This is a genomic window from Thermomonospora umbrina, assembly GCF_003386555.1.
GTDB classification, from domain to species: domain Bacteria; phylum Actinomycetota; class Actinomycetes; order Streptosporangiales; family Streptosporangiaceae; genus Thermomonospora; species Thermomonospora umbrina.
Map to the genome: position 1 here is coordinate 3,664,903 of NZ_QTTT01000001.1, position 25,290 is coordinate 3,690,192.

19 protein-coding genes are annotated in these 25,290 nt (G+C 72.0%); 11 read left to right on the forward strand and 8 right to left on the reverse strand.

Annotated elements, in window-relative coordinates; genetic code table 11:
* Positions 1-5: 5 nt before the first annotated feature.
* The gene (locus tag DFJ69_RS16305) at positions 6-809 is read right to left on the reverse strand and encodes an alpha/beta fold hydrolase (RefSeq protein ID WP_116023342.1); all 804 of its coding nucleotides are present in this window, start codon (positions 807-809) and stop codon (positions 6-8) included.
* Between the two features lie 93 nt (positions 810-902).
* On the opposite strand from DFJ69_RS16305, the gene DFJ69_RS16310 reads away from it, so the two are divergent.
* Together DFJ69_RS16310 and DFJ69_RS16315 are read left to right on the forward strand one after the other, a co-directional pair.
* Entirely contained in the window at positions 903-1,238 is a 336-nt protein-coding gene (locus DFJ69_RS16310) for a YciI family protein (RefSeq protein ID WP_116023344.1), read from the forward strand.
* On the forward strand, positions 1,235-2,479 hold the full coding sequence (locus DFJ69_RS16315; RefSeq protein WP_116023346.1) for an RNA polymerase sigma factor: 1,245 nt from the start codon (positions 1,235-1,237) through the stop codon (positions 2,477-2,479). Before DFJ69_RS16310 ends, DFJ69_RS16315 begins: the two co-directional genes overlap by 4 nt.
* Positions 2,480-2,485: 6 nt before the next feature.
* Here DFJ69_RS16315 and DFJ69_RS16320 read toward each other — a convergent pair whose 3' ends face one another.
* A complete protein-coding gene (locus DFJ69_RS16320; RefSeq protein WP_116023348.1) occupies positions 2,486-3,181 on the reverse strand; it encodes a type 1 glutamine amidotransferase domain-containing protein in 696 nt (231 codons plus the stop codon).
* A 489-nt stretch (positions 3,182-3,670) separates the two neighbouring features.
* Between DFJ69_RS16320 and DFJ69_RS16325 the strand changes: the two genes are divergently transcribed.
* A complete protein-coding gene (locus DFJ69_RS16325) occupies positions 3,671-4,486 on the forward strand; it encodes an MIP/aquaporin family protein (RefSeq protein ID WP_281275858.1) in 816 nt (271 codons plus the stop codon).
* 40 nt (positions 4,487-4,526) lie between these two features.
* On the forward strand, positions 4,527-6,044 hold the full coding sequence (glpK, locus tag DFJ69_RS16330; RefSeq protein WP_116023352.1) for a glycerol kinase GlpK: 1,518 nt from the start codon (positions 4,527-4,529) through the stop codon (positions 6,042-6,044).
* Between the two features lie 21 nt (positions 6,045-6,065).
* On the opposite strand, the gene DFJ69_RS16335 is transcribed toward glpK, so the two are convergent.
* Entirely contained in the window at positions 6,066-7,925 is a 1,860-nt protein-coding gene (locus tag DFJ69_RS16335; RefSeq protein ID WP_147312337.1) for a substrate-binding domain-containing protein, read from the reverse strand.
* A gap of 259 nt (positions 7,926-8,184) precedes the next feature.
* Between DFJ69_RS16335 and DFJ69_RS16340 the strand changes: the two genes are divergently transcribed.
* The 4 genes from DFJ69_RS16340 to DFJ69_RS16355 all read left to right on the forward strand — a co-directional run bounded on the left by DFJ69_RS16340 (position 8,185) and on the right by DFJ69_RS16355 (position 15,955).
* Positions 8,185-8,634 (forward strand): luciferase domain-containing protein, encoded by a 450-nt coding sequence (locus tag DFJ69_RS16340; RefSeq protein ID WP_116023356.1) that lies wholly within the window; start codon positions 8,185-8,187, stop codon positions 8,632-8,634.
* Positions 8,635-8,743: 109 nt separating this feature from the next.
* Positions 8,744-10,546, forward strand: a complete 1,803-nt coding sequence (locus tag DFJ69_RS16345) for an HSP90 family protein (protein WP_116026679.1) — start codon at positions 8,744-8,746, stop codon at positions 10,544-10,546.
* Between the two features lie 8 nt (positions 10,547-10,554).
* Positions 10,555-12,753 carry a hypothetical protein gene (locus tag DFJ69_RS16350; protein ID WP_116023358.1) on the forward strand — a complete coding sequence of 733 codons (2,199 nt, stop codon included), beginning with the start codon at positions 10,555-10,557 and terminating at the stop codon, positions 12,751-12,753.
* Positions 12,754-12,799: 46 nt separating this feature from the next.
* Positions 12,800-15,955, forward strand: coding sequence for an ATP-binding protein (locus DFJ69_RS16355; RefSeq protein ID WP_116023360.1), 3,156 nt, complete (start codon positions 12,800-12,802; stop codon positions 15,953-15,955).
* Positions 15,956-16,072: 117 nt separating this feature from the next.
* Here the strand turns inward: DFJ69_RS16355 and DFJ69_RS16360 are convergent, their stop codons facing one another.
* The 3 genes from DFJ69_RS16360 to DFJ69_RS16370 all read right to left on the reverse strand — a co-directional run bounded on the left by DFJ69_RS16360 (position 16,073) and on the right by DFJ69_RS16370 (position 19,821).
* Entirely contained in the window at positions 16,073-17,509 is a 1,437-nt protein-coding gene (locus DFJ69_RS16360; RefSeq protein ID WP_116023362.1) for a PLL family lectin, read from the reverse strand.
* Positions 17,510-17,604: 95 nt separating this feature from the next.
* A complete protein-coding gene (locus tag DFJ69_RS16365; protein ID WP_116023364.1) occupies positions 17,605-18,462 on the reverse strand; it encodes an endonuclease/exonuclease/phosphatase family protein in 858 nt (285 codons plus the stop codon).
* Positions 18,463-18,603: 141 nt separating this feature from the next.
* Entirely contained in the window at positions 18,604-19,821 is a 1,218-nt protein-coding gene (locus DFJ69_RS16370) for an alpha/beta hydrolase family protein (RefSeq protein WP_245974422.1), read from the reverse strand.
* Positions 19,822-20,023: 202 nt separating this feature from the next.
* Here DFJ69_RS16370 and DFJ69_RS16375 point away from each other — a divergent pair, with 202 nt between their 5' ends.
* Positions 20,024-20,644: an L-threonylcarbamoyladenylate synthase gene (locus DFJ69_RS16375; RefSeq protein ID WP_116023367.1), complete on the forward strand. Its 621-nt coding sequence runs from the start codon at positions 20,024-20,026 to the stop codon at positions 20,642-20,644.
* A gap of 11 nt (positions 20,645-20,655) precedes the next feature.
* Here DFJ69_RS16375 and DFJ69_RS16380 read toward each other — a convergent pair whose 3' ends face one another.
* Positions 20,656-21,399, reverse strand: a complete 744-nt coding sequence (locus tag DFJ69_RS16380) for a GntR family transcriptional regulator (RefSeq protein ID WP_116023368.1) — start codon at positions 21,397-21,399, stop codon at positions 20,656-20,658.
* Between the two features lie 411 nt (positions 21,400-21,810).
* Between DFJ69_RS16380 and DFJ69_RS16385 the strand changes: the two genes are divergently transcribed.
* The gene (locus tag DFJ69_RS16385; protein ID WP_116023370.1) at positions 21,811-23,013 is read left to right on the forward strand and encodes a DUF6801 domain-containing protein; all 1,203 of its coding nucleotides are present in this window, start codon (positions 21,811-21,813) and stop codon (positions 23,011-23,013) included.
* A gap of 79 nt (positions 23,014-23,092) precedes the next feature.
* On the opposite strand, the gene DFJ69_RS16390 is transcribed toward DFJ69_RS16385, so the two are convergent.
* Positions 23,093-23,473, reverse strand: a complete 381-nt coding sequence (locus DFJ69_RS16390; protein ID WP_170177936.1) for a helix-turn-helix transcriptional regulator — start codon at positions 23,471-23,473, stop codon at positions 23,093-23,095.
* 216 nt (positions 23,474-23,689) lie between these two features.
* Here DFJ69_RS16390 and DFJ69_RS16395 point away from each other — a divergent pair, with 216 nt between their 5' ends.
* Positions 23,690-25,099, forward strand: a complete 1,410-nt coding sequence (locus DFJ69_RS16395; protein WP_116023374.1) for a tetratricopeptide repeat protein — start codon at positions 23,690-23,692, stop codon at positions 25,097-25,099.
* Positions 25,100-25,290 lie beyond the last annotated feature (191 nt).

Here is a 25,290-nt window from a genome sequence, read left to right on the forward strand (position 1 = left end):
CCCCATTAGAAACGTTGACGCTGCGACAAGGTCAAACGCAGCGCCTCGGCCGCCGGCTCCGCCGCGAGGTGATGGAAACGGCCGCCGGGCAGTTCCACGTGCCGGGCCGAGGAGGGCATGGCGTTCGCGAGGGCCACCGCCGCGTCCCGCAGGAAGGGGAACGTCTCGGCACCGCTGAGGATCAGCGTCGGCGTGCTCACCGCCGTCATCTCCACCGTGGGCACGGCGAGGGCGGTGGTGATGGTCGCGTCGTACACCATGCTCTGCGCCATCGCCTCCAGCGCCGGCCACATCGGCGACCGCCGGGCCCGCGCGACCATCTCCGCGGGCATCCCGAGGTGCTCGGTCTGGAAGAGCGCGACGGCGTCGCCGGGACGGCCCTGCGCGACCAGGTCCGCGAGCCGCCCCGGCCGGTCGGCGGGACGCGCCCGGTCGGTGTCCGTGAACGCGAACGGCGGCTCGTACAGGGCGAGGTGCGAGATCGCCGCGCCGTCGGCGGCGGCCTTCAGCGCCAGCACCGCACCGGACGAGTAGCCGAAGACGGCGGCGGGGGCGCCGGCCTTCTCGATCAGCGCGGCGAGATCCTCGACCTCGCGTTCGACGGCGTACGGGGCGGTGTCGCCGCTCGCCCCGCGTCCCCGGCGGTCGTACGTGATCACGGGATGCGCGTCCTCGATCAGCGCGGCGACGGGCGCGCAGGTGGTGTGGTCGTTGAACACGCCGGCGACGAAGACGACCGGCGCGCCGGCGCCCGTTCCCGTGGGGAGGAAGGCGATCGACGTGCCGTCGCGGGAGGTCACGGTGTCCATGGGGCTCTCCGTTCGTAGGGTTGTTTCCCAAGGGACGAACGGGCCCGCGCCCACAGGACGGTCGGCCCGAAGAAATCTCGAAGGAGGGCACGGATGCGCTACCTGCTGTTGATCGGCGCGGACGAGGAGCAGGCCGAGCAGGCGATGGCCGAGGGGCGGTTCGCCGGCTTCTCCGCGTGGCTGGACGACCTGGAACGGCGCGGGGTGCTGCGGGCGCACGAGGGCCTGCGTCCCAGCCCCTCCGCGAGGACGGTCCGGGTGCGCGGCGACGCGGTCGTGGTCACCGACGGGCCGTTCATCGAGGGCAGGGAGCAGATCGGCGGCTTCGCCCTCGTCGAGTGCCGCGACCTGGACGAGGCGATCGAGATCGCCGCCGGTCACCCCGCGGCGGCGATCGGACGGGTCGAGATCAGGCCGGTCGTCGGTTGAGCCCCGATGACCGGGTGGAACGGGCGGTGGCCGACGCGTTCCGGCGGGACCGAGGCCGGCTCGTCGCCACGATGATCCGCGTGACCGGCGACTGGGACCTCGCCGAGGAGTGCGTCCAGGAGGCGTACACCCTCGCGCTGTCCGCCTGGCGACGGGACGGTGTGCCCGACTCGCCGCGGGCCTGGCTCACCACCGCCGCCCGGAACCGCGCCGTCGACCGGATCCGTCGCGAGGCCACCGGCACCCGGCTGCGGGCCCTCCTCGCCCTCCCGCAGCCCGACGACGAGATCGACCTCGACACGCTGGCCAGCGGCATCGCCGACGACCGACTACGGCTGATCTTCACGTGCTGTCATCCCGCCCTCGCCTTCGAGTCCCAGGTCGCGCTGGCCCTGCGGACCCTGTGCGGCCTGACCACGGCGGAGATCGCCCGCGCCTTCCTGGTGAGCGAGCCGACGATGGCCAAGCGACTCGTCCGCGTCAAACACAAGATCGCCGTCGCCGGCATCCCCTACCGGGTGCCGCCCGCGCACCTGCTCGCCGAACGCACCGACGCCGTGCTCGGCGTCATCTACCTGCTCTTCAACGAGGGGTACGCGGCCACCGCCGGCCCCGACCTCATCCGGCACGAACCGTGCGACGCCGCCGTCCGCCTGGCCGCCCTCGTCGACGAGGTGATGCCCGCCCATCCCGAGGCCGCCGGGCTGCACGCCCTGCTCCTGCTGTTGTACGCGCGTTCCCCGGCCCGCGTGGACGCCACGGGGGCCCTGGTGCCCCTGGAGGAGCAGGACCGCTCCCGGTGGAACCGCCCGATGATCGACACGGGCTTGTCGGTCCTCCACCGCGCCGTCGCCCAGGAACGCGTGGGCCCGTACCAACTCCAGGCCCTCATCGCCGGCTGCCACGCGACGTCCCCCCGCCCCGCCGACACCGACTGGCCCCGCATCGTGCGGCTGTACGACCGGCTCGTCGCCCTGGCGCCCACGCCGACCGTACGCCTCAACCGCGCCATCGCCGTCGCCATGGCCACCGGCCCCCAAACGGGCCTCGACCTGCTCGACGAACTCACCGACGACCTCGCCGGCCACCACCTGCTCCCCGCCGCCCGCGCCGACCTCCTCCTCCGCCTGGGCCGCCGCGCCGAGGCCCGCGAGCACTACCGCCAAGCGCTCGCAGGCACCGACAACGCGAGCGAACGCGCCCACCTGACCCGCCGCCTCGCCGAGTGCGAGGGTCGCTGACGTTCGTCAGCCCAGCTTGGCGAGGAGTTCGATGGCCAGGGGAGCGGCCGAGGCGGGGTTCTGGCCGGTGACGAGGTTGCGGTCGGTGACCACGTGGGGCTGCCAGGGTTCGCCGGCCCGGAAGTCGACGCCGGCCTCGACCAACTGGTCCTCCAGCAGCCACTTGGCCTTGTCGGCGAAGCCGGCCCGGGTCTCCTCCTCGTTGGTGAAGGCGGTCAGCCGGTAGCCGGCGAACGAGTTCGCGCCGTCGTCGCCCACCGCGGCGAGCAGGGCGGCGGGGGCGTGGCACACCACGCCGAGCGGGAGGCCCGCCGTGAGGGTGCGGGTGAGGAGACGGCCGGAGTCGGCGTTGACCGCCAGGTCCTCCATCGGGCCGTGGCCGCCGGGGTAGAAGACGGCGGCGTGGTCGTTCGGGTCGACGGCGGCGAGGCGCACCGGCCGCTCGAGCTCGGTCATCGCGGCCAGCGTGTCGGCCATGTCGTCGGCGTTCACCCGGCCGCCGTTGGCGTCGGCGGACAGGCTCGCCTTGTCGACGGTGGGCACGACGCCGCCGGGGGTGGCGACCACGATCTCGTGGCCCGCGCCCTTGAACGCCCGGTACGGGACGACGACCTCCTCGGCCCAGAAACCGGTGGGGTGCTCGGTGCCGTCGGCCAGCGTCCAGTGGTCGGAGCCGGTCATCACAAAAAGGATCTTCGACATGCGGGTCCCCCAGGGAATCGGTGCCATCACGCCTTCGAACCTAGATCCCTCCCCGGACCCGTCCCCTCATTCGACCGATGGGTGTCATCGGCATCCTGATGGGAACGGGTCGGGGCACGAGACCCGGGCGCCGTCATGACAGTGCAGCCAACACCTTCGAGATGAGCGCCCGCGGTCGTGATAGTGACAGGTATTCGACAACAACGACACGGTTCTCTTGACCAGGCCGGCCCGCCGACGCACCGGTGGAGCACCGGGGCGGCGGCGATCTCGTGGCGCTCCTCCGCGTCGGTCGGGTCGATGGTGCGGTAAAGCCCCTTCTTCGCCATGGGCGGCGCGGCCTACGCAAAGGCGATCATGTCGGGACGAGCTTCGGCAATGGTGCGGGAAAAGTGTGCGATGGGGTCGATCATGAGGTCATATCTTCCTTGACTCATGGTCGTCTGCGACTTAACGTCCGGATTGCGGCGGCATATTCGAGGAGGAATCGTGGCGGAGCGACGGAGTGTCCCGAGCCCGGCCGCGGAACTGGCCGCCGAGTTCGCCGGGACGATGATCCTGATCCTGTTCGGCGCGGGCGTCGTGGCGCAGGTCGCCGCCGCCGAGATCGGCGACCACGACAGCATCGCGTGGGCGTGGGGCCTGGGCGTCACCCTGGGGGTCTATGTCGCCGCCCGGATCAGCGGCGCCCATCTGAACCCGGCGGTCACCGTCGCGTTGGCCCTGTTCAAGGGTTTCTCCTGGCGCAAGGTGGCGCCGTACGCGCTGGCCCAACTCGCCGGGGCCTTCGTGGCGGCGCTGCTCGTCCGGTGGAACTACACCGAGGTGCTCGCGCAGGCCGACCCCGGGCACACCATCAAGACCCAGGGCGTCTTCTCCACCCTTCCCGGCAACGGCGAACTGCCCGTGGGCACCTGGGGCGCGCTGCGCGACCAGGTCATCGGCACCGCCATCCTGCTGTTCCTGATCATGGCCGTCACCGATCTGCGCAACTCCCCGCCCCTGGCGGGCATGGCGCCCCTCATCATCGGGCTCATCGTGGTGGCGATCGGCATGGCGTGGGGTACCAACGCGGGGTACGCGATCAATCCGGCGCGCGACCTCGGGCCCCGGCTCGCCTCGTTCCTGACCGGGTACGGAGGTGCGTTCCGCGATCAATATGGGGATCTGTACTTCTGGGTCCCGATCGTGGGGCCGCTCTTGGGCGGTCCGCTCGGCGCGGGGCTCTACCAGGTGCTGGTCGGGCGGTTCCTGCCGGCGGAGCCGGAGCCGCCGCCCCCGGGGACCGAGCCGACGACCGCCTGAGAACGCACCGCGTCAGGAGCGACAGGGAAGGGTGAATCGCATGGCCGACTTCGTCGGAGCGATCGACCAGGGCACGACCAGCACCCGGTTCATGATCTTCGACCATGGCGGGAACGTGCGCGGCCTGCACCAACTGGAGCACGAGCAGATCCTGCCCCGGGCCGGCTGGGTCGAGCACAACCCCACCGAGATCTGGGAGCGCACCCGGGCCGTGATCGAGACGGCGCTGTACCGGGCCGGTCTGCACGCCGCCGACCTGGCCGCCGTGGGCATCACCAACCAGCGCGAGACCACCCTCGTGTGGGACCGTCATACCGGCCGTCCGTACCACAACGCCATCGTCTGGCAGGACACCCGCACCGACCGGATCGCCGCCGCCCTCGACCGCGACGGGCGCGGCGACGTCGTCCGGCGCAAGGCGGGGCTACCCCCGGCCACGTACTTCTCCGGCGGCAAGATCCAGTGGATCCTGGAGAACGTCGACGGGGTGCGCGAGGCCGCCGAGGACGGCACCGCCGTGTTCGGCAACATCGACGCCTGGCTGCTGTGGAACCTCACCGGCGGCCGTGACGGCGGCGTCCACGTCACCGACCCGACCAACGCGTCCCGCACCATGCTGATGGACCTGGAGACCCTGGACTGGGACGACGAACTGCTGTCGTTCTTCGGGATCCCCCGCGCCATGCTCCCCGAGATCCGCCCCTCCTCGGCACCCGACCCGTACGGGCTCACCCGGGCCGGCGGCCCGTTCCATGGGGAGATCCCGCTGAGCGGCATCCTCGGCGACCAGCAGGCCGCCACGGTAGGGCAGGTGTGCTTCGCCCCCGGGGAGGCGAAGAACACCTATGGCACGGGCAACTTCCTGCTCCTCAACACGGGTGAGGACCTCGTGCGCTCCAAGAGCGGGCTGTTGACGACGGTCTGCTACCAGTTCGGCGAGGCCAAGCCCGTCTACGCGCTGGAGGGCTCCATCGCGGTCACCGGCTCGGCCGTCCAGTGGCTCCGCGACCAGCTCGGCATCATCTCCGGCGCGGCCGAGAGCGAGTCCCTGGCCCGCCAGGTCGACGACAACGGTGGCGTCTACTTCGTTCCGGCGTTCTCCGGCCTGTTCGCTCCCTATTGGCGTTCGGACGCCCGGGGCGCGATCGTCGGCCTGTCCCGCTACAACACCAACGCCCACATCGCCCGCGCCACCCTCGAGGCCATCTGCTACCAGACCCGTGACGTGGTCGAGGCGATGCGCCAGGACTCCGGGGTCACCCTGGACGTCCTGCGCGTCGACGGCGGCGTCACCGCCAACGAGCTGTGCATGCAGCTCCAGGCGGACATCCTGGGCGTCCCCGTGTCCCGTCCGGTCGTCGCCGAGACCACCGCCCTCGGCGCCGCCTACGCCGCCGGACTGGCGACCGGCTTCTGGGCGACCACGGAGGAGCTTCGACAGAACTGGAACGAGGACCGCCGCTGGTCCCCCGAATGGGACGACGAGCGACGCGCCGCCGGCTACGCCGAATGGAAGAAGGCGGTCACCCGCACCCTCGACTGGGTGGACATGAGCTGACCGCCCCAGGGCGCCCGCCGCTCAGCTCCGGCCGTTCTGGCAGGGCGCGGAGATCAGGGCGTCCGGGGTGAGGCAGGGGGGAGCCCCGGCCTGCTGAATGAGCCTCCTGGCGGAGCCGCCGGCGAGGAAGGTGAGGAACGCCGCCGCCGGGCTGCCGTTCGGGGGCGGACCGTGGGTGTAGAAGACCTCGGGGGCGACGAACGGGTAGCGTCCGCCCGCCGTGAAGGCGTCGGCCCGTCGGCCGTCCAGGGTGAGGATCCGCAGGTCGGGATAGCGGCGGGCGTTCGCGGCGACGTGCAGTTCCGCGTACCCGATCGCGCCGGGGACCCGGTCGACGGTGTCGAGCACCTGCCCCTGGCTGCTGCGCTCGCAGCGGATGATGCGGGCGGCGGCGCGGATCTCGTCCTTGCGCAGGCAGTCCCTGGACGACAGCTCCGGCTCGGACTCGTTGAGCACCAGTTCCTCGAAGACCGTGCGGGTCCCCGACCCCTCCGTCCTGCCGACCAGCCGGATCGGCAGGTCGGCGCCGCCCTTGAACCGCCGCCAGTTCGTGGGGCCGCCCTCGCGGGCGTAGACGGACCGCAGCTCCTGGAGGGACAGGCCGGTCACCTTCGCGTCCTTGTGGACGACGACGGCGAAGGCGACCAGCGCCACCGGCAGCCCCAGGAAGCCCTGCGACCTGATCTCGTCGGAGTCGGGCCGCAGGTGGCCGTCGTGCATCGCGATCGTCGAGGCGGCGTCGCCGGTGGTGAGGGCGCGCACCCCCTCGACGGAGCCGATGGACCGCACCTCGACATCGGCGTCCTCGCACAGCGCCTCGTAGCCCCGACCGAGCGTGTCGGCCGTCCGTTCGAAGGCGGTGGAGCCGATCAGTTGAAGGGTGCCGCGGAAGCAGACGGGACGGTCCGGCGACGGGCCGCCGGCGGCCACCCGTCCCGTTCCGACGCCGCCGGCGAACACCAGCGCGGCGACGGCCGCCGCCGTCAGGGACCGGCGCTCGCGGGGATCCCACCATCTCCGCCCGCGCGGCGCGTCCGGAGGCGTCGGCGGGTCCTCCTCGGTGAGCCGTCGACTCTCGGCCGCCGCCAGACGCACGCGCAGCGCCTCCGCCTCGGCCTCGGCGGCGGCGAGCGCCTTCCGCAGCTCGGCCCCCTCGGCGCGGGCGCGGGCCAGGTCGTCGGGCGGGGGGACGTGCCGGAGCCGCTCGTACGCCTCGACCCAGCGGGCCACCTCGACCTCGGGCAGGCCGCAGGCCGCCGCGAAGTAGCCGATCCGGGTGCGCTCCCGGTCGCTGACCGTGCGCCAGCGGTCCTTCTGGAGCATCGCGCTGATCGTGGCGTCGGGCAGCGTGCCCCACGACCGCTTCTCGATCTCGGACTGCCGGGGCGAGCCCGCCCAGCCCCGCAGCTCCGCCAGCAGCGTGTAGAAGTCCCGGATGTCGCCGGCCGTCGACGGGTCGGGCAGTCTCCGGTCGGGGCCGAACGTCGGCATGGCCCACGGCTCGAACGTCACCGGATGCCGCGCCGTCAGCCGACGCCAGGGGACCCTCGACCGGTGGGCCTCGAACACCTTCGCGGGCTTGCCCTGCCGGTTCTGCTCGAACGCCTCGCGGAGGTCGTCGCCCCGTTCGTCCCACAGGGCCTGCTCGGCCGCGGCCCACCGGGCGCGCGCCTTCCCCACGTCGCCGGCGTCGACGTCGGCCGCGGCGAGGCACGCGCTGACGACCTCCCACGACATCAGCTCGCCGTCCCCGGCCAGCAGCGCCCGGACCGTCTCCGCCCGCAGCCCGGTGCGCCGCGCCACCGCGTCCGGGTCGCCACCGCTCAGCCGGCCGACCAGATCGCGGGTGAGATCCGCCTTCCGGTCCAGGTAGGAGTCCACCACCCGCTCCGTCCCTTTCGCGCATCATCGCCCCGGCGCCCGTCGAGGGGCGACCAACCATCATCCGGCCCGGCGGTGGGGGACATCGGCGAGTTATCCGGATGTTCGTGTTCCAGTGATCATCTGTACGGCTCTCGGCCGCGTCCAGGACGGCTCGCAGGCCCTTCCGGGATTCCTGGAAGGGACCAGGAACCGGCGAATCCCACCAGGACACTTCCGCGACGATCACATCGGCCGGTCCACGGCCACGCTGGAGGCCATGAGCCGAGGACGAAGCCACCACCCCGTTTCGCCCGTTTCGTACGCCGACCTCGCGATCGACCGCTTCCAGGACTGGCCGCTGGCGACCTGTCGGGCCGACTGTCCCCCCGGTCGCGCCCTGGCGCTGCCCGGTCTGCAGATCGTCCACTTCCACCGGGGGGACCTGGCCGAGGTCCTCCTCACCCCGGAGGTCATCTGCCGCCTCGACACGGCCCTCACCGCCTCCGGCCGCGTCGAGACACCGCACGACGGCGGCTGGATCCAGGTGCACCTGGACACCGACGGGGACCTCTTCCTCCTGCAGTCCCTGGTGAGCCTGGCCATCCAGGCCAACGACCCCGACCGCCGCCCCCTCCGCCGCACCGCCGGGGCCTGCCCCGAGGCCGGCCTCCGCGTCCCCCAACGCCGCCGCACGGAACGCGCCTGGGTGCTCCACCGAGCCCATTGACCACCCGGGCCGCAAGAGCGTCGGCGGCCCCGGGGCACGAGGAGGCGATCGACGGGCCCGCGCGTCGATCATGGGCTCCTCGCGCCGCCCCGACGGCTACAGTGCCCGTGTGCGGCACGCCTTTCATGTAGATCTGCGCGGAATCGTCGACCTTCTCAGTCGCCACCTTTACAGCTCTCCCCGCGTCTATGTGCGGGAGCTGCTGCAGAACTCCGTCGACGCGATCACCGCACGCGGCATCGACGGGACGGCGCCGGCGGGCATCCGCATCGAGCCGCTCGAGGTGACCGGCGACGGGTCGCTGCGGATCCATGACACGGGCATCGGGCTCACCGAGCCGCAGGTCCACGAGCTGCTCGCCACGATCGGCAACTCCGCCAAGCGGGACGCGCTCGGCTTCGCCCGGCACGACTTCCTGGGGCAGTTCGGGATCGGGCTGCTCTCCTGCTTCCTCGTCGCCGACGAGATCGAGGTGATCACGCGCCACGGGGACGAGGAGACGGTGGTCTGGCGCGGACACGCCGACGGGCACTACACCGTCGAGCGGGGGCCGGCGCGGGAGAGCCCGGGCACCACGGTCGTGCTGCGGGCGCGCCGCGACTTCGAGCACTGGCTCGGCGCCTCCACCGTCACCGAGCTGGCGCGGCACTACGGCGCGCTGCTGCCGTACGAGGTGCGGGTCGGCGAGGAGCGGATCACCGAGGGCGACCCGCCGTGGCGGGCCCGCCATCCGAGCCCCGACACCCGCAGGGAGGCCCTGCTGGAGTACGGCGAACGGCTCATCGGCGCGACCCCGTTCGACGTGATCGACCTGGAGGTCCCCGAGGCGGGCCTGAGCGGCGCGGCGTTCGTCCTGCCGTACGCGGACCGGACCGGCCCCGGCGAGCGGGCGTCGCATCGCGTGTACCTCAAGCGGATGCTGCTCGGCGACCGGGTCGAGAAGATCCTGCCCGACTGGGCGTTCTTCGTCCGCTGCGTGATCGACACCGACGAGCTGCGTCCCACCGCGAGCAGGGAGCACCTCTACGAGGACGACCTGCTGGACACCACTCGGGAGGCGCTCGGGGCGCAACTGCGCGCCTGGCTGGTGCGGCTCGCGGCGACCTCGCCCCCACGGCTGGCCGCCTTCCTGCGCGTCCACCATCTCGGGGTCATGGCGCTGGCCCTGCACGACGTCGAGATGCTCCGCATCGTGGACGAGTGGATCGACGTCGAGACCAACGAGGGGAGGGTCGCGCTCGGCGACCTCCGTCGACGCCACCGCATCCTCCACTACACGCCGACCGACGAGGAGTTCCGGCGGTTCGCGAGCATCGCCGCGGCCCAGGGCATCGGCCTGGTCAACGGCGGCTACACGTACCACGCCGAGATCCTCCGGCGGCTCCACCGCCTCGACCCGGACCTCGTCGTGCGGCGGCTCGATCCGGACGACCTGGCCACCCGGTTCGACGTGCTCGACTCCGCCGCCGAGTTCGCCACCCGCGAGTTCCTCGGCATCGCCCGCGCGACGCTCGGGCCCCGGGGCTGCGCACCGGTCCTGCGCTCGTTCTCGCCCGCCTCCCTGCCGGTGCTCCACCTGGAGGGCGGGGACGCCCGGCTCGCCGCCGACCTGCGCGCCGCCCGCGAGGAGGCCGACGGGGTCTGGGCGGAGCTCCTCGAACCGAGCGACCCCGAGGCGAGCGACCCCGAGGCGAACGAGGGGGCCCGTCCGCTGTTGGTGTTCAACCACCGCAACCCGCTCGTCGCGCGCCTGACGAGCACGGTCGACGCCCGGGTCGTGGAGCTGTCGGTCGAGGCCCTGTACGGCTACGCGATGCTGGCGGGCAACCGGCTGCTGCGCCCCGACGACGTGGCGGGCGTGAACCGCGCGTTCCTCGGTCTCGTCGAGCACGCCGTCCACCCCCTGCGTTAGGCGGCCCGATGCTCCTCGACCGTGAGCAGATCCGAGCCGCGCTGGAGGCGGCGGCGGAGCTGGACCCCGAGGACGGAGGTCCCGGCGGCGAGGCCTATGTGGAGGCGACGCGGGCCATCGTCCCCCACGCGGAGGCGCTCGGCGACCCGGAGCTGCTGTACAGGGCCAGGCTGTCCTTCGCCTGGGCGCTGCGGAGCAAACCGCTGAAGAAGGGGCCGTCGGACTTCTTCCACGAGGTGCTCCCCGTCCTGCGCACCTGCCTGCTGACCTGGCACGCCGAACCGCACCTGTTCTCCGCTCACAACGTCCGCGCGATGTGGAATCAGTTGTTCCTCATCGTCGACGCGTACACCTGGCTCTATCCCGAGCCCGCACAGCGGATCCACCGCCTCCTGGACGACCTGGAACGGCACTGCCCGCCGACCCGGCGATGGACGCGGTACGCCATCGACCACCACCGGATGCGGGTGGAGGGGCGCCGAGGGGACGCCGACGCGGTCGAACGCCTGTGGCGGCGGCTCCGCGCGCAGGGCGACCCCGAAGAGCACTTCCTCCGGGACGGGAAGGCCACCGGCGACGCCCTCATGTGGCAGCGGTTGGGCCGGAACGACCGGGCCCTCGAGGTCTTGGCCCCCCTCTCGGCCGACCGGGCCCACGCCGATGACCTGATCACGCCGTACCTGCACGCCGGCCGCCTGGAGGAGGCGGTGGCCGCGCACCAGCGCTCCTACGCGCGCCAGGGCATGAAACTGGAGGACGTCGCCGCCCACCTGGAGTTCTGCGCGCGCACGGGCAACGAGGAGCGAGGGCTCGACGTGCTGCACCGCAACCTCCACTACTTCAGGGGCGAGGTCTCCTCCGTCGAGGCGATGTGGACGGCGGCGGCAGCGGTCCTGCTGTGTCGACGGGTCATGGAGAAGGACCTCGACAGGGAATGGATCTGGCACTGCGACTGCGACGATCCCGACTGTGACTTCTCCGCCGTGTGGTCCTACGCGGACCTCGACTCCCGCCTGCGCTGGGAGGTCGTGGACCTCTCGCTCAGGGTCGACGAGCTGAACGGGACGTCCTTCCAGAGCGAGCAGGTCGCGGCGCTCCTGAACGCCGAGCCGATCGTCGACGCACTGCCCCTACCGCCCGACACCGCCGAGCCTCGGCATCGGGCGACGCCCCCGCCGGCCGCCCGCATCACCGCCGACGCCCTCGACCGGGCCCGAGCGCTCGAACCCTCCAAGGACCGGATCGTGCGCATGCAGCGTCTCCTGCAGAGCGCCATCGCCGAGGGAGAGTCGGAGCTCGCGACCGACATCCGCCTCGCGCTCATGGAGGAGCTCGCGACGCGGAAGGGCCAGTTCTGGCGAGCCGGTCACTTCACCGCGCTCGTCGAGCTGGCGCGTCTGCACGCCGCTCGGCCGTCGTTCCTGGGGGCCGAACGTCTTGAGCGGGTGTGGCAGGCGGTTCCCCTTGCGTTCGACAGGGTTCTGACGTTCCCGACCGTCCACGCGGCGCAGATTCGCGGGCTCCTGCGCACGTTGGAGCCGCACTGCCGTCCCGGCACCGACGACCTGCACCATCTGCGCTGGTACGCCGTGGAGCTGGAGGTGCGGCGCGGCGACCTGGAAGCGGCCACGGCGGCGTGGGACGCGTTCGACGCCCTGCCTCCCATCGAGACCTACGCGACCCGGCCGAACGTCCTTCGCCGCGCACAGTGGTGGCTCGACCTCGGCCGCGACGAGGCGGTCGAGGCCATGGCGCCGCTCCTCACCGCCGAGGCCCACCTGCTGCTGCCCTACCTGCGCGCCGGTCGGGTCGACGAGGCGCGCGAGATCCACGAGCGCACCCACCGGACGGCGCAGCACCCCACCGCCGTGGCCGCGCATTTGGAGTACTGCGCCCGCACCGGCGAGGTACGGCACGGGCGGGAGATCATTCAGCGCAGTCTCGATCTCTTCCACACCTCCCGGGACGACGACGAGTGCTCCATCGACCGTGTGCGGGCCTACGAGGCGGCGATACGAATGGCCGATCGCCTTGTGGCGGACGGCCTGGACGAGACCTGGACGTGGCCCGCCGACGCGTGCTGCCCGCCGGAGGGCGACTGGACCTACGCCCGATTCGCCGCGTCCTGCCGGTTGGAGAACGGTCTCTTCACCACCAGGTGGGACGAACTCATGGGCACTCCCGCCACGGGGCCGCGAGCGGGCTAGAGTCGTTACCGAATGTATTGGCGGCTTTACGAAGAGGAGCATCGGCTTGACGCCGTCGCTCATCGGACGGGACGGCCTCCTGGACGTTCTGCGCACGCGGGTCGGTCGGGCGTGCGCGGGCCACGGCGGGCTGGTGCTCGTCACCGGGGAGGCCGGGGTCGGGAAGACGTCGCTCCTGCGGTGCGGGGCCGACGAGGCCCGGGAGCAGGGCATGCTCGTCCTGCACGGCTCCTGCTGGGATTCCGACGCCGCCCCCGGGTACTGGCCGTGGACCCAGGTGCTGCGCGGCCTGCGGCGGGTGTCCGTCGGGCGGGACTGGGAGAAGGCCGCAGGCGTGCCCGACCTCTTGGGCGAAGGCACGCTGCGGGCCGACGTGGACAGGTTCGAGCTGTTCGACACGGTGGCCACGACGCTGATCGGGGTGTCGCAGAGCCGCCCGGTGATGGTCGTCCTCGACGACCTGCACTGGGCCGACGCGGCGTCGCTCGCCCTGCTGGAGTTCACCGCCCAGCACATCTGGTTCGAGCGGCTGCTCGTGGTCGGCGCGTACCGCGACGTGGAGGTGCAGCGGCCCGACCATCCGCTCGGCCCCCTGCTGGGGCCCCTCACGGCCAAGGCGACGATGCTGTTCCTGACCGGCCTCGCGGTGGACGAGGTCGGCGAGCTGGTGCGGCGCACGGCGGGCGACCGTCCCGATCCCGCGCTGGTGGAGGAGGTCCACCGGCGCACCGGCGGCAACCCGTTCTTCGTGGAGGAGACGGCGCGGCTGTGGTCGACCGGCCATCCCGTGACCACGATCGCGTCCGGGGTCCGCGCCACGGTCCATCGGCGGCTGTCGCTGCTGGCCGAGCCGGTGCGGGACCTGCTGGAGGCGGCGGCGGTGCTGGGCCGCGAGTTCCGCCCCGAGCTGCCGGCGGCCGGGTCCGGGCTCCCCTCCGGGCACGTTCGCGCGCTGCTGGAAGAGGCGGTCCGCGCCCGCCTGGTGACGTCTACGGACGACGGCCTCCTGCGTTTCGCGCACGACCTCGTTCGCGAGTCGCTGTACGACGCGCTGGACCCGGCGCGGCGACGCCGGTTGCACGCCGCCGCGGTCCGCGCCGCGCGAGGGACGATGTCGACTTGGCGGCCCCACCCGACCGACCTGGCCCGCCACGCCTACTTCGCCGGGGAGGAGCTCGACCGCGACGAGGCGGTGCGGATCCTGGTGGACGCCGCCCGGCACGCCGGGGGCCGGCTCGCCAACGAGGAGGCGGCGGGCCACTACCGACGGGCCCTGGAGGTGCTCGGCGACGACGCGTCGCACCAACGGGTCCTGCTCACCGTGGACCTCGGCCTGGAGCTGCAGCTCTTCGGCGAGTTCGAACGGTCGTGGCAGGTGTTCCAGGACGCCGCCGACCAGGCGCGGGCGCTGGGCGACCCCGTCCTGATGGGCCGGGTCGCGCTGACCCTGTACGGCATGGGGTGCCTGGGCGACGAGACCCGGCTGAAGGCGCGTTCCATGTACGACGCGTACGACGCGCTCCTGGCGCGCCCCCTCGACGCGCCGCCTCTCGGGGCGTTGCCGCCCGCCGAGATGGTCGGACGGGTCGCCCGTCGCATCGTGGACGACGCCCGTGACACCGGCGACGACGACGCGCTGCACATCGGGCTGTGGGCGCGGCTCCAGGCGATCTGGGGGCCGGACACGGTGGCGGAGCGGATCGCCGTGGCCCGGGAGCTGATCGAGGTGTCGCGCCGCCGGTCCGACCGCGCCATGGAGCAACTCGCCGCGTCGATGTGCTGGGTCGCCCTGCTGGAGGCCGACGACCCGCACTACACCGAACCCTACGAGGCCGTCGTCACGGCGGCCCGGGTCGCCGCCGGGACGCCCCGCCTGGCCTTGACGGCGATCATCGACCAGAGCGTGGTCCTGGCCTTCCGGGGCCGCTTCGCCGAGGCCGAGGAGCTGATCGAGGAGATGTTGGCGCTCCCGAGTCCGGGCGCCACCTACCACGTGCATTTCGCCTGCCACCATCGGTGGGCGATCCGCCTGATGCAGGGCCGCTTCGCCGACATCGAACGACTCCGCCCCGCACTACGCGAGCAGGGCTATCCGCGCATCGACCTGCTGGAGGCGGTCACGGCCCTGGAACGCGGCGAACGCCCTCCGGGCCCGGTGGCCCACCCGGGGCAGGGCACCAGCGGCGACGCGTCGCTCGAACTCAGCATCACCCCGCTGTGGCTCCGCTACCTGGCGCAGGACGCCGCCGCCGCGCGCGACGACGAACGCTGCGAACGGGCGCGGACCGCCCTGGCCCCCTACCGGGGTCAGTGGATGGTCTCGCTGTACGGCTGGGACATCGGCGGCCCCATGACCCTGTGGGCCGGTCTGCTCGACGCCGCCCAAGGACGCTGGGACGACGCGGTCGCTGAGCTGACGCGGGCCCAACGGTCCGCCGACCGCCTGCACGCCCTGCCCTGGTCCTTACGCGCCCGCGTCGAGTTGGCCTCGGTGCTGCTCGCCCGAGGTGCGCCCGACGATGCCGAGACCGCCGTGCGGCTCCTGCGGGAGGCCGAGCCGCAGGCGCGGAGGCTGGGCATGGGGCACCTCGCCGACCGCGCCCGCGACCTCGCCCCCGCTGACGCGCCCGCCCCCCGCCGCCCTGTCGAGCCCCCCGCGCACGAGTTCACCCGTACGGGTGCGGTCTGGCGGCTGCGGTTCGACGGCAGGACCGTCCATGTCCCCGACGCCAAGGGGCTGCGCGACCTGCACCATCTGCTCGGCCGGCCGGGCACGCACGTCCCGGCGGTGCGGCTGCTCAACCCCGACGGCGGGGCCACGGCCGTCGCGGCGGCGTCCCTGGGTGGCGACCCGGTGCTGGACGACGAGGGCAAGGCCCGCTACCGGCGACGGCTCGAACGGCTCGACGAGGAGATCGACCGCATGACGTCCCTCGGCGACGACCGCCGCGCCGCCGAATGCGACCGCGAGCGCGCGGCCCTGCTGGAGGAGCTGCGGTGCGCGATCGGTCTCACCGGCCGCAACCGCCGGCTGGGCGACGAGACCGAACGCGCCCGCAAGAACGTCACCGCCCGCATCCGGGACGCCCTGCGCAAGCTCGACGACCGGCATCCCGAGCTCGCCGCCCACCTGCGGGCCTCCGTCTCGACCGGAGTGACCTGCTGTTACGCGCCCGACGGGGAGATCCGCTGGCGGTTGTGAGTCACCGGCCGTTCGGGGCAGCCGGCGACCCTTGGGCGACACCCGAATCGCCGTCCCCGACCAGGCGGTGACGTCGCCCGCAGGCGTTTCCGGGTGGCCGATCGTTGTGCGATGCCGTCAGAGCTGTCGCCAGTCGTGCCAGGTGCCGTTGGGGGTGTTCTGCCAGCGGTGGTGGACGCCGCCGTCGTTGTTGGCGAAGATCTCCAGGCGTCCGTCCTTGTTGCGCAGGGCGCGGACGAAGTGGCCGCCGCCTCCGAGGTCGACCCATTCTCGCCACGTTCCGGTCGGGTCGGTCTGGTGGTTGTGCCGCAGGACCTCGTCGTTCATCGCGAACACCTCGATGCGCCCGTCGTTGGACTCGATCGAGGCGACGCGGGCGCTGGCGGGTCCGCCGAGGGGTCGCCAGTCGTGCCAGTCCCCGCTCGGGACGTTCTGCCAGCGGTGGTGCACGCCGCTGGGGTTGGTGGCGAACACCTCCAGACGCCCGTCGTGGTTGCGGCTCAGCGTCAGGTGTTCGCCGCCGCCCCCGAAGTCGACCCATTCACGCCATGTCCCGATCAGGTCGGTCTGGCAGGTGTGGCGGAAGATGTCGTCGTTCATCGCGAACACCTCGATGCGTCCGTCGGCGGCCGGGGCGGCGGCCAGGCGGGCGGAGGCGGGTCCGCCGAGGGGTCGCCAGTCGTGCCAGGTGCCGCCGGGGGTGTTCTGCCATCGGTGGTGCACACCGCTCGGGTTGGAGGCGAACACCTCCAGGCGCCCGTCATGGTTGTGGGCCACCGCCAGATGGTCGCCTCCGCCGCCGTGGGTGCCCCAGGGGGCCCATGGTCCGGAGATCTGGGTCTGGTGGCGGTGCATGAACGCCTCGCCGTTCATGGCGAACAGTTCCAGTCGCCCGTCGGTGGACGCCGACAGCGCCACGGTCGCGCCCGCCGGCCCGCCGAAGGGCTGCCATCCGCTCCACGCCCCTCCGGGGCTGTGCTGATAGGTGTGCCAGATCTGATCGATCGCTCCGTGGAAGAGCTCCACCCGTCCGTCGGCGGACATGCCCACCGCCAACCGCTGCCGCCGATCCGGCACCGGAGGACGGGTCCACCAGGTGGTCTCCTTCCGGGCCCCCGCCCAGGAGAAGCTGAAGTGGATGTGGTCGGTGTGCGGGCTGGACCCCCGGTACGGCTGCCAGCCGGCCTCCGCGCGGTTGGCCATCCAGATCCGACGGTTCCAGATCATGTACATGATCCCGAAGCGGCGGGCGAGGGCGTGCCGGTTGCCGTGCCGGTCGGTGGCGTGCAACCAGTAGATCAGGTCGTCGGCCAGGTGCCCTTGGCCGTTGACCCGGACGCCCCAGTCCCAGGCGCGCCCTTCCTTGTGCTCGCTCTGCCCGCCGCTCCCGCAGGCCCGGCTGATGCCGAGGTTGGTCGTCCCCGGGTAGGCCGCCAAGACGAGGTCGCGGAACTCGACCACGCCGGGCTTGCCGCCGGGGTCGCAGTCACGCTGCGGTTGGTAGGGGGCGTAGGCGTCGATGTCGGGACCGAAGTCGGGTGTGGGGGGTGCCATGCCGGCTCCTCTGGACGGGCCGTCGCCGGTGCGACGGCTTCATCCGGGGAGCGCCAGTTCGCATCCCGCACCCGCCAGATCCCATCACGCGACGTTCAGCGGCGCTTGAGGTAGGGGCCGGGGAGGAGGATCTCCGCCGTGACGGGGAGGTGGTCCGAGGCGGTGGGGTCGCCGGTGACGACGGCGGCCGTACGGGTCACGGTGTCCCGGGAGGCCAGCACGTAGTCGATGCGGACCGTGGGGGACTCGCTGTCGTAGGTGTGCCCGTCACCGACACCGCCCTCGACCCACGTGTCGGCCATGTCATCGGTGAGGGCGCGGATCTCCGGTGCCTCCGGGGTCGCGTTCAGGTCGCCGAGGAGCACGAACGACTCGTTCGGCCGTCCGATGAGTCGCTCGATCGCCTCGGCCTGCGCGAGCCGCTCGGCGGCGTTGTTGTGCTGCAGGTGGGTGTTGTAGATCGTCAGCGGAACGCCCCGTACGCGGATCCGCGCCCGGAGCAGACCGCGCTGCTCGTGGCCCTCGAACCGGGGGAGCAGCGTGTTGTCCCAGTCGAGGATCGGCCGCCGGGTCAGGATCGCGGTGCCGTACTGGCGACGCGGGCCGCCGGGCTCCGCCGGGTCCAGGTCGAGGTTGGCGCCGTACACCGCGTTCATGCCGAGGCGGCGCGCCAGCCAGGCCGCCTGGTCGACGAAGTCGCTGCGCTGCGACCAGTGCCGGTCGACCTCCTGCAGCCCCACCACGTCCGGGGTCCGGCCCTCGATCACCCGGGCGACGCGCTCCAGGTCCAGTCTGCGGTCCGTGCCCTCGCCATGGTGGATGTTGAACGTCATGGCGGTGACCACCCGCGGCTGCGGGCGTATCACCGGCGGCGCCGCCGCTGCGGGCACGGTCAGCCCTCCTACGGCCAGGACGGCGAGAATGACGGGCACCAGAATACGGCGGACTTCCATGGACACTCCCTCACGGCACGACGACCGCGCCAGCGTGTCCAAGGCCGATGAAAGCCGAACCAACTCCCAGTAGATCGATTCCGTCCCGGGGACGTCCATGTGCGTCGCCCCCGGGACTCCCCGGGGGCGACGCGTCCCTCCCTAGGCGCAGGTCTTGGTCTCCGGGGTGCAGTGCCTCACCTCGGGGAAGCGTGCGGACGGGCCGTTCAGGAGGGGCTGTCGCCGGTGGCGCAGGTGCAGGTCGACGAAGGCGCGGACGTACGCGCGCGTGATCTCCACCGAGCGCGCCGCGGTCAGGTCCTGGCCGAGGTCGTGGCCGAAGTGCTCCGCGAGGACGGGCAGGTCGGTGAAGGTCTGGTGCCGCGAACCGGTCACCGTGAGCCAGCGCTTCCAGCCGGTCATGGACGGCCAGTCACGGTCCCACGACCTGTCGCCGCCACCGGGGCCGTGGTGGTCCGGGGCGCCCAGGTACATGAACGGCCGGGACATCCCGTTCTGCGGGATGGGGGCGTACATGGTGCCGTCCATGTTGATCCCGGCGCGGACTCGGGGGTCCTTGATCATGGTGGCCATGGCCGCGGCGCCTCCGATCGACTTCCCCACCATCGCGATCCGGGACGCGTCGATCAGCGCGGAGCCCCTCCACTCGGGACGGGACCCGGTCAGCTCGTCGAGCACGAAGGAGACGTCGGCCGCCCGTCCCACGGACGTTCTGGGCCCGAAGTCCCTCTCCTCGTCGTGGTCGCAGGCGACGCACGTGGCGATCCGGCCGTCGGGGAAGGTCGTGGCGTGGTTCTCGTAGGTGTGGTCGATGCCGGCCACCACATATCCCCGGCTCGCCAACTCCTCGGCCAGGGCCGTGAGGGTGACGCGGGGCATCGTGAAGCCGGGGGAGAGCACCACCAGAGGCAGGCGTCCCTTGGGGCCTGCGGGCTCGGCGTCCTTGATGGCGTGGGTCACCGTCGTGCTCAACGCGTCGTACGGAATGCCGGTGACCCGTGTGCCCTTCAGGAAGAGCTCCGACTCCTTGGGCGTCATGTACTGCGACCTCGGTCCCCGCCGCGCCTTCGTCGGATACCAGAGGGAGACCATCAGCTCCCTGGCCTTGGCCGTGGGGACCCACTGGTCCGGGCGGGAGGAGTCCTTCAGGTGGAGCGCCGTGGTGCCGACCGGATGGGGGCCGGTCGGCTCGGGCAGGCGCGGCACGTCCGCCGGGGAGGCGGTCGGCACGGGTGCCTGCGCGCGGGGGGCGGCGGACACGGCGGGCGCGAGCAGGGCGGACCCGGCGCAGGCGACCAGCCCGATCGCCAGAGCCCCGCGCATGACGGGGACGCGTCCACCTCTGGTGTCGCGACTCATGAAGATCTCCGTTCTGTGGTTTATCTAGGCTCCTAGTACATTAGATCTATGGGTGTTAAGAAACCATAAGTCGCGAGCGACGTCACCAGGCGCGCCTGGTGGAACACGCTGGGTGACTTCGCCGACGAGGTGCGACGCCGCTCGCGCCGATGACGGCCCGCGCCGGTCCGTCGTGCGGCGAACTGCTTCTAAGCTGCGGTTCATGGCGAAGTACTTCGATGTGCATCCGGACAACCCGCAGCCCCGGGCGTTGCGTCAGACGGTGGACCTCCTGCGCTCGGACGGGCTGATCGTGTATCCGACGGACTCGTGCTTCGCGCTCGGGTGCCGGCTCGGCAACAAGGAGGGCATCGACCGGATCAGGGAGATCCGCCAACTGGAGGACGGCCACCACTTCACCCTGGTGTGCAAGGACTTCGCGCAGCTCGGCCGGTTCGTCCAGATCGGCAACGCGCTGTTCCGCTCGATCAAGGCGGCGACCCCCGGCGGCTACACGTTCATCCTGCCGGCGACGAAGGAGGTGCCCCGTCGACTGCTGCACCCGAAGAAGAAGACGGTCGGCGCCCGGATCCCGGACCATGTCGTCGCCCAGGCGCTGTTGACCGAGCTGGGCGAGCCCCTCCTGTCGAGCACCCTGCTGCTGCCGGGCGACGAGGAGGCGATGACGCAGGGGTGGGAGATCAAGGAGAGGCTCGACCACGTGGTGGACGCCGTGGTCGACTCGGGCGAGTGCGGTGCCGTGCCGACGACGGTCATCGACTTCTCCCAGGGCGAGGCCGAGATCGTCCGCAGGGGTGCCGGGGACCCCTCACTCTTCGAGTAGGGGCCGTCCCGTCAGGAGACGGCGGCGTTCAGCAGGACCCGCAACCGGCCCAGGGCCTCGGCGTGCCAGTCGTCCAGCAGCGCCAGGGTCGAGGCGGCCAGTTCGGTGTCGGCCGTCTCCCACGCGGTGACGACCTGCCCCCACCACCACGCGTGCTCGGCCGGCCTGCAGTACAGGGCGTCGACGACCTCGGGGACCTCGCCCATGACGCCGCCGAGCGAGTTGAGGACGGACAGCATGACCGTGCGGCCGAGCGCGGCGCTGCTGGTGCGCAGGACGTGCAGCACGCACTTGTAGACCTCGGCGGGGGCCGCGTCCTCGGTGGCCGCCAGCAGCTCCAGCCGCTGCAGCGCCCGCCGCACCGGACGCGGGTCGTACGCCGACGGGTCCGCCGCGATCTTCGCCCATGAGGACTCGTAGAACATCCGCAGCGTCTCCAGGATCTCCTGGACGGTCCGGACGGTCAGGTCGGGGAGGCGGCTGGAGAACCGCAGCAGGTAGTGCCAGATCTCGACCCCGCCGTACATCTCGATGTCGCGGACCACGATGCCGACCCCACGGCGGGGCTCCACGAACCCGGCCATGCGCAGCCGCTCCAGCGCCAGTTGGACGGTGGAGGGGTTGATCTCGTACTCCTCGGCCATCCGCCGGATCGACGGCAGGCTCTCCCCGGCCTCCAACCGACCCGAGGCGATCTGGAAGGCGATCTTGTCGGCGATCTCATCGACGACGGTGCTGCGTGTCACGGCTCCCATGCCACTCCCTACGTCGGCGGCGAAGGTCCGCGCTCCGGACGCCGCGGGTGAGCCACGCGCGGCGTCCCCATAGTTTACGGATCAACGTCCGGCTCCGCCGAACGACGCCGGCCCGCTCGGCCGTCGAACGGGCCCGCCATATCGACCGTTCCATTTTGACGAAGCGTCAGGGCCGGTGCACGTGCACTGTTCCACACAGTGTTATCTACACTGATCTGGACAGTGTGAGGTCAGATGCCAAAGAAGGGCCCGGACATGTGCGCCGACGTGGTATCTCGGTGCCTCTCGCGACCGTCACAGTGAGCGGGAAGTCGCCCATCTCCTTTCTGTGAGGTGAACCTCGTCATGTGGCGGAAACGTCATTCCAGAACGGCGTCGGGATCGCTGCGGGTCGGATCCCGCAGGGTCGGGATGGTGGTGGCCGCGGCGGTCACCACGCTGGCCGTGACCGTGTCGGGCGCGCCCTCGGCGGGCGCGCTGCCCCCCGAGGACGTCCCCGAGATCGGTGTGGACACCGGCCGGTTCAAGCTCCCCATCGGCTGCAAGATCACCCTGCGCGGATTCCCGGTGTTCTATCTGCCCACCGACGTCGACGTCCAGGGCGTCGCCCCGGTCCAACTCGGGCCCGGCCAGGAGTTCTGGCTGACCCAGGGGTCCGGCAGCATCACCTTCCCGGCGTGGCTGACCGCGTTGGCCCCGATCCTGGGCATCACCAAGGCCGACGCCAAGATCACCGACCTGAGCATCGGCGCGTCCGGCTCCACCCCCGAGTCCATCAACATCGCCAAGGAGAAGCCCTTCGAGATCAAGGACATCCCGATCGAGGCGGCCAAGCCCCTCAAGGTCGGCCTCCCGCTGTCCGGGCAGCCCCCGTTCGAGGTCGGCCCGTTCAAAGCCCCCGGCGCCGGCGCCACCACCCTCAAGTTCGACCGCGCCATCGCCGAGGTCGCCCTCAAGTCCACCCTGGGCTTCGCCCTGAACATCAAGGCCGACTGCACCGCCTCCCAGGGCAACGCCCTGCTCAAGCTGGGCATCGGCGGTCCCGCAGGTCAGCCCCCCATCAAGATCCAGGGCGCTCCGCTCAACTTCCCCGAGCCGGCCACCAACGCCCTGGCGGGAATCATCCACGCCCCGTACTCCTGCACGCTCGACGGTGAGCGCCACGAGGTCGGCGTGGCCGTGGGGGCCGATCACATCCCGCTGACCGTCAAGCGCAACGGCTCGTTCTCGTTCGAGCGCGCGTCGGGAGCCCTCACCATCCCCGCGGCGACCGTCAACCGGCTCCTCGACAAGGGCTACCGGACCGCCGCCGGCAAGGTCACCACCCTGAACCTCAACGTCGAGGGCGGCGTCCCCAACGTCCAGAACGTGGCGGCGGGCGGAATCGACATCCCCGAGACCCCGCTGGTGCGCGACCAGAAGATCGTCGTCTCCCTGCCGGCGAACGGCCTGCTCACCGCCGGTCCGTTCAAGCCCGCCGCGGGCGCCGGGTCGGTGGCGGTGTCCCTCGGCGAGGCCGCCGCGACCTTCACCTTCAACGGATCCACCCAGACCACGGCGACCTGCGGGACCCCGTCCCCCACCGTCTACCTGGTCGAGAACCCGGTCACCTGACCGCCCCCCAGCGCCGTGGTCTCCGGTGACCTCCACGCCGTGCCGGAGACCACGGCCCCTTCCGTTGGGCTCACGCGACTCATGCGAGGGGCGGCGGAGTCCCCTTCGCCTCTCCGGTCCTGACCGGTCGTGTGTGGATCTTGGCGACGCAGGCCGGTACGGCGGCGTCCGCGCGATGGTCGCGGGCCCGGTACGCGCTCGGGCTCTCGCCGACCAGCTCGGTGAACCGCGAGCTGAACGACCCCAGCGAGGTACAGCCGACCTCGAAGCAGACCTCCGTCACCGTCAGGTCGCCCCGCCGCAGCAGCGCCTTGGCCCGCTCGATCCGACGCGTCATCAGGTAGCTGTACGGGGTCTCGCCGAAGGCGGCGCGGAAGCTGCGGGAGAAGTGGCCCGGAGACATGAGGGCGACCTGTGCCAGCGCGGCGACGTCCAGCGGCTCCGCGTATCTGCGGTCCATCAGGTCACGGGCCCGGCGCAGCCGAACGAGATCCTCCAGGCTCACCCCACCATCGTCCCACAACGGCGATATGAGTGGCGATTGCTCATATACCGCCCCCCTCCCGCCGGGAGCGGGGGATTCGGGGGCCTCGGACCGTGGACGGCCGTTCCCAAGAGAAAGCCGAGTGCGAGCGCGATGATGGAGCCCGGGTTTTCACCAGAGGGAGGGGCCCCGATGGCGATCGACGAACACGGCCAGGCGCTCGGACCCGCGAGCCCCGCGGCCGTCCGGCACTACGACAACGCGATCCACGAACTCCTGCACTTTCGTGCCGAGGTCGTGGACGAGACCCGCCTCGCCCTCGCCGAGGACCCGGGCTTCGCGCTCGGCCACGTCCTGTCGGCGTACCTGGGCCTCCTCACCACCGAGCCCGGCGACGCCCGTGCGGCGCGCGAGTCCTTCACGCCGTTCCGCGCGAGCCTCGACCCCTCCCGCCTGCCACCCCGCGTACGGGCCCACGTGGAGGCGGTCGAGCACCTGCTGAACGGCGACTTCACCACCTGCGGAGACCGGCTGGCGCGCATCACCGAGGAGCACCCGCGCGACGCCCTCGCCCTGATCGTGGGCCACCAGATCGACTTCTTCACCGGAGACGCCCGTTCCCTCCGCGACCGCATCGGCGGCGCGCTGTCGGCCTGGAACGAGGACGACCGGCACTTCGGCAACGTCCTGGGGATGTACGCGTTCGGCCTGGAAGAGGCGGGCCACTACGACCGGTCCGAGGACGTCGGGGCCCGCGCGGTCGAACTCGACCCCAAGGACGTGTGGGGCATTCACGCGGTCGTGCACACCTACGAGATGCAGGGACGCTTCCGGCGCGGCATCCGCTACCTCGACGACCGGCTGGACGACTGGTCGACCGGCACGTTCTTCAACGTCCACACCTGGTGGCACTACGCCCTGTACGCGCTGGAGGCCGGGGACACCGCCCGCGCCCTCGACATCTACGACACCGTGCTGCACGGCCCGGACAGCACCGACACCGCGCTGGAGATGCTCGACGCGGCGGCCCTCCTCTGGCGTCTGCTGCTGGACGGCGACGACCAGACGGAACGCTGGCGGGCCCTGGCCGACGCCTGGGCGCCCAAGACGGACGAGGCGTTCTACGCGTTCAACGACATGCACGCCGTCATGTCGTTCGCGGGCTCCGGTCGCCTCGCCGAGGCCGACCGCCTGATCGCCGACCGGGAGACCTACGTGGCCGCGGACCGCCCCGGCGTCACCAACCACGCCATGACCGCCCGGATCGGCCTGCCCGTGTGCCGGGCCCTCGTGGCGTTCGTGCGCGGGGAGCACGACGCGGTCGTCGACCTGCTGTACCCGATCAGGCATCGCGTCCACGAGTTCGGCGGCAGCCACGCGCAACGCGACGTCGTCCAGCGCACCCTCGTGGAGTCGGCGCTCAGATCGGCCCGCACCGACCTGGCCCGCGTCCTGGTCAGCGAACGCCTCAACCTCCGCCCGACCAGCCCGTTCAACTGGCTCAAGCACGCCGAGGCGGCGGACGCCCTGGGCGACCGGGCCGCGGCGGCCTCGGCCCGGAGCCGCGCAACCGCCCTGCGAGGCCGAGAAGTCGACCGGTAGGAAGGGTCGCGGGCGGCGGCGTCCCGGTCGGCATGCCGGGGTCGCCGAATCGGCGCCTCGGCGGGGGACGGATCCGCCCGATCGTCCCCGTCGAGGCGTGGTTGGCGCCGATCGGTCGTTCGCACAGCGCGCCGCACGGCAGGTGCAGCCCCCGTGATCCGCTGTTGACGCGTGCGCAATGACCGCGTCGC

Coding starts and splice junctions, on each gene's coding strand:
- DFJ69_RS16305 (WP_116023342.1), bottom strand. CDS start 809: ATGGACACCGTGACCTCCCGCGACGGCACGTCGATCGCCTTCCTCCCC.
- DFJ69_RS16310 (WP_116023344.1), top strand. CDS start 903: ATGCGCTACCTGCTGTTGATCGGCGCGGACGAGGAGCAGGCCGAGCAG.
- DFJ69_RS16320 (WP_116023348.1), bottom strand. CDS start 3,181: ATGTCGAAGATCCTTTTTGTGATGACCGGCTCCGACCACTGGACGCTG.
- glpK (WP_116023352.1), top strand. CDS start 4,527: ATGGCCGACTTCGTCGGAGCGATCGACCAGGGCACGACCAGCACCCGG.
- DFJ69_RS16340 (WP_116023356.1), top strand. CDS start 8,185: ATGAGCCGAGGACGAAGCCACCACCCCGTTTCGCCCGTTTCGTACGCC.
- DFJ69_RS16350 (WP_116023358.1), top strand. CDS start 10,555: ATGCTCCTCGACCGTGAGCAGATCCGAGCCGCGCTGGAGGCGGCGGCG.
- DFJ69_RS16360 (WP_116023362.1), bottom strand. CDS start 17,509: ATGGCACCCCCCACACCCGACTTCGGTCCCGACATCGACGCCTACGCC.
- DFJ69_RS16365 (WP_116023364.1), bottom strand. CDS start 18,462: ATGGAAGTCCGCCGTATTCTGGTGCCCGTCATTCTCGCCGTCCTGGCC.
- DFJ69_RS16370 (WP_245974422.1), bottom strand. CDS start 19,821: ATGAGTCGCGACACCAGAGGTGGACGCGTCCCCGTCATGCGCGGGGCT.
- DFJ69_RS16375 (WP_116023367.1), top strand. CDS start 20,024: ATGGCGAAGTACTTCGATGTGCATCCGGACAACCCGCAGCCCCGGGCG.
- DFJ69_RS16380 (WP_116023368.1), bottom strand. CDS start 21,399: ATGGGAGCCGTGACACGCAGCACCGTCGTCGATGAGATCGCCGACAAG.
- DFJ69_RS16385 (WP_116023370.1), top strand. CDS start 21,811: ATGGTGGTGGCCGCGGCGGTCACCACGCTGGCCGTGACCGTGTCGGGC.
- DFJ69_RS16390 (WP_170177936.1), bottom strand. CDS start 23,473: ATGGACCGCAGATACGCGGAGCCGCTGGACGTCGCCGCGCTGGCACAG.
- DFJ69_RS16395 (WP_116023374.1), top strand. CDS start 23,690: ATGGCGATCGACGAACACGGCCAGGCGCTCGGACCCGCGAGCCCCGCG.